This is a genomic window from uncultured Legionella sp., assembly GCF_937871865.1.
GTDB lineage: Bacteria > Pseudomonadota > Gammaproteobacteria > Legionellales > Legionellaceae > Legionella.
Genome location: NZ_CALMPD010000026.1, coordinates 1 through 3,308, shown reverse-complemented (window position 1 = coordinate 3,308; position 3,308 = coordinate 1). Strand labels below are relative to the sequence as shown.

The window sequence follows — 3,308 nt, the reverse complement described above, 5'->3', positions numbered from 1 at the left end:
TATCAAAAGTAAATATTTAAATCATATGATAGATATAACCCTCTTGTTTTCTGCCTATCACTAAAGTGTACCCTTGTGATATCTCGCCAAAATAGAAAAATTGAAAATGTAATGCATTTGTTATACAATTAAGGTATAGGCACTTTGGGAGTAACTAGAATGAATAAGGCGGCAACAATTAATGCTCGAATTGAACCTGCTCTTAAAATGCAGGCGGAGGCAATTTTGCATAAAGTAGGTTTATCTACAGCCGAAGCAATTCGACTGTTCTATAGCCAGGTCTGCCTCCAAAATGGTCTTCCGTTTGAGGTGAAAATACCGAACAACGAGACACGAGAGGCAATGGCAGAGCTGGAATCAGGGAAAGGCGAGCGATTTAAAACAATGAAGGATGTATGGGATTCTATAGATAATGCTTGAATTAGAGTTGGCGACACAGTTTAAGCGTGATTTAAAAAAGATTACGAAGCAAGGAAAAAGCAGGAAGCTCTTAGACTCTATTATTGAGCAATTGCAAAAGGAGGAGCCATTGGATCTAAAGCATAAAGATCACAATCTTTTCGGAAATTGGGATGGTTATCGTGAATGTCACATTACCCCTGATTGGTTGTTAATCTATAAGATCATTAAAGATGATTGCATCCAATTGTTGCGATTATCACGAACAGGATCACATAGTGATTTGTTTGGGTGAGTTCTAACGATGTTGCTCTCTGTTGATAGATTTTAAGGTCCTGTGCAAATAAACTAAGGATAACTTTGATGAGTTTAAAAATAAAAGATATTTTTGAAAATGAAATGACTCTATTACTATTGGTGACAGTTATATCTTCAGCAATTCTTTACTTCTTGTTGAGCGGGCTCAATATAAACATCCCTCAGGATTACAAAAAATTGTTTATTGCGGGGAACTTTTTCTTAATAATGTTGAGTTATCTCGTTACTAGAGACATATCTACGGTTGTTAGGTCTTGTCGTAATTCAATAATTTTCATATTTGCGCTCGCTGTGATTCTCTCGACTGATGGGGGGCAGGCACTACAATGGTATTTGGTTAGACATATACAACCTTAAGAGAATTACTTTATTCGGATAAAGAAGTATTTTGATTCACTTAATGATGATGAACAAATAAAAGCACTAGGACTATTTTGGACAAGATTTTATTAATCAGCTTTTTTATGTTGTTAATCTTCAATCTTAACGAGTATTAGTCGGCTGTTTCGACAGAATATTAGGCAATTAACTTATTAAATAATCTAAAAGGTTGTCTTAAAATAGCTCCGACGTACACACCGGGCCTAGTAGACATCATTTCTCAGTTCTAATACACTGTCTACTAAATCGTATTTACATACATAATAGACAATTGTGTCTATTAATCGATATCGGGGACAAAATTGCGTTTGTTTGGCTATGGGCGAGTTTCTACAAACCAACAATCATTGGATATTCAAATTGAATCTTTAAAAATGCTGGGGCATCACCATCAAGAATTTTCACCGATAAGGCGACTGGGAGTAATACTAAAAGAGAGGGATTAAATTTACTAAAAGTCAAAGTCGAAAAAGGTGATGTTATAATGGTGACTAAATTGGATCGGTTAGGAAGAGATACTTCAGACATGATCCAACTAATTAAAGAATTTGATGAAATTGGTGTTTCTGTTCGTTTTATAGATGATGGAATTAGTACAGAAGGAACGATGGGGAAAATGGTTGTTACTATTTTATCAGCAGTAGCTCAAGCCGAACGTCATAGAATTTTAGAACGCACTAACGAAGGACGATTAGAAGCAAAATCGAAAGGCATTATATTTGGCCGCAAAAGGAAAATTGATAGAAATAAAGTCTTTTCTTTGAAGTCATCAGGCAAAGGTGCTAGTGAAATAGCTAAACTATTAGGTATCGGAAGATCTACAGTCTATAAACTATTAAATGAAGATTTATAAGAGTTTATAAATGAGTGTTTTTAATCGTAACTAAATTTTGGGTAATTTTAAATGTTATTAGATTTATTAAAAAATATTGAGAACGCAGTCTTAGCAAAAAATAAAATATCTTTGATGTCATTTGTAGATTCATTCCATGATTTTCTAATGCATACTTTAAAAAATGTAACCTTAAATATGGATATTGCAGAACAAGGCTTGGTAAAGCTTTATCTTATTTTTGAAATAGAGTGCATCAAAACTCAAGATAACCCTTATTTATTAGAAATATTACCTATTCTAAAAAATCCAGAACATGAACTATTTTTGCAATTGCATCTCGCTTTGGAATTGCATGAAATCAAGCGTTGTTTAGAAAAAGATTATCATAGTAACTTTGGTAGAACTTCCCGGATTTTTAAGGAGATTACCGCTAATGAAGTACGGACCTCAAAAAAAAATTTAACAGATTATGACTTAAGTTTTTTATCTTCTCAAGAACGACAAACCGTTTTTGGAAAAATTGCCCCACATTCAGTTTTATTCTTTAAGCCCTATTTAAATGTAATGGATTCTACATTTTGGGTTATGGGTGACGAAAAAGTTTTTTACATGACGACTGCTGAAAAAAAAGCCGTTAAAGTAACTCGTGATATTGATGGTGCGCTCATATATCAAAACACAAAAAAACCACTTTTAAATGGTAGATTTTTGTATGTCGTTTCACCAAAAGGTGGTTTATATGCTACTGACGCTGATCACTTTGATGTAATACTACATCATTCGACAATACGTGCTGGGCAACCTGTGCTTTGCTCAGGTTTTCTTGAAATCGACAATGGCGAGATATGCGAGATAGATCATCGTAGCGGACATTATAGGCCTGATGTTCAAAGCTTAATTATCTCTTGTTTACATTTGTACGAACAAAAAATTATTACTGAAAATTGCGTTCTTCGCTCACCATCACTCCCTAGAAATTTAAAAGTTCAAGAGATCAGTGAAAATGAGCAATATGAACTGTTATGTAATGAATATAACGAACTTCGGAGAAGCTATATACCCATGATCTTTGAAAATGCTTGCATTGTATAAGGGGTGTGACAAGTAATGGAACGAAAAGGTACTCTAAGCAAAATTCTCTTTATGGCCCGGTGTGTACGTCGGAGCTATTTTAAGACAACCTTTTAGATTATTTAATAAGTTAATTGCCTAATATTCTGTCGAAACAGCCGACTAATACTCGTTAAGATTGAAGATTAACAACATAGCTTAAGGGGGTTCTCGTTCATTGGAATTATTTCATCACTAAGTGCCTGGAGTGCAATGAGCGTTTTCAGACGCACAGGATGTCCTCTACTCTCAATCCCACGCATCC

At 34.4% G+C, this 3,308-nt stretch carries 3 protein-coding genes and 1 pseudogene; all 4 read left to right on the top strand.

Annotated elements, in window-relative coordinates:
- The first annotated feature begins 159 nt into the window (after positions 1-159).
- Positions 160-420, top strand: coding sequence for a type II toxin-antitoxin system RelB/DinJ family antitoxin (locus tag Q0495_RS01730; RefSeq protein ID WP_298622412.1), 261 nt, complete (start codon positions 160-162; stop codon positions 418-420).
- The gene (locus Q0495_RS01725) at positions 413-694 is read left to right on the top strand and encodes a type II toxin-antitoxin system YafQ family toxin (protein ID WP_298622411.1); all 282 of its coding nucleotides are present in this window, start codon (positions 413-415) and stop codon (positions 692-694) included. The genes Q0495_RS01730 and Q0495_RS01725 overlap by 8 nt, the downstream gene beginning before the upstream one ends.
- A gap of 706 nt (positions 695-1,400) precedes the next feature.
- Positions 1,401-1,951, top strand: a pseudogene (locus Q0495_RS01720) (recombinase family protein).
- A 51-nt stretch (positions 1,952-2,002) separates the two neighbouring features.
- Positions 2,003-3,025, top strand: coding sequence for a hypothetical protein (locus Q0495_RS01715; protein WP_298622409.1), 1,023 nt, complete (start codon positions 2,003-2,005; stop codon positions 3,023-3,025).
- The last annotated feature ends 283 nt before the right edge of the window (positions 3,026-3,308 follow it).

What these genes read in the sequence shown, in the direction of transcription:
- Q0495_RS01725 (WP_298622411.1), top strand. Translation starts at nt 413, where the DNA reads ATGCTTGAATTAGAGTTGGCGACACAGTTTAAGCGTGATTTAAAAAAG.
- Q0495_RS01715 (WP_298622409.1), top strand. Translation starts at nt 2,003, where the DNA reads ATGTTATTAGATTTATTAAAAAATATTGAGAACGCAGTCTTAGCAAAA.
- Q0495_RS01730 (WP_298622412.1), top strand. Translation starts at nt 160, where the DNA reads ATGAATAAGGCGGCAACAATTAATGCTCGAATTGAACCTGCTCTTAAA.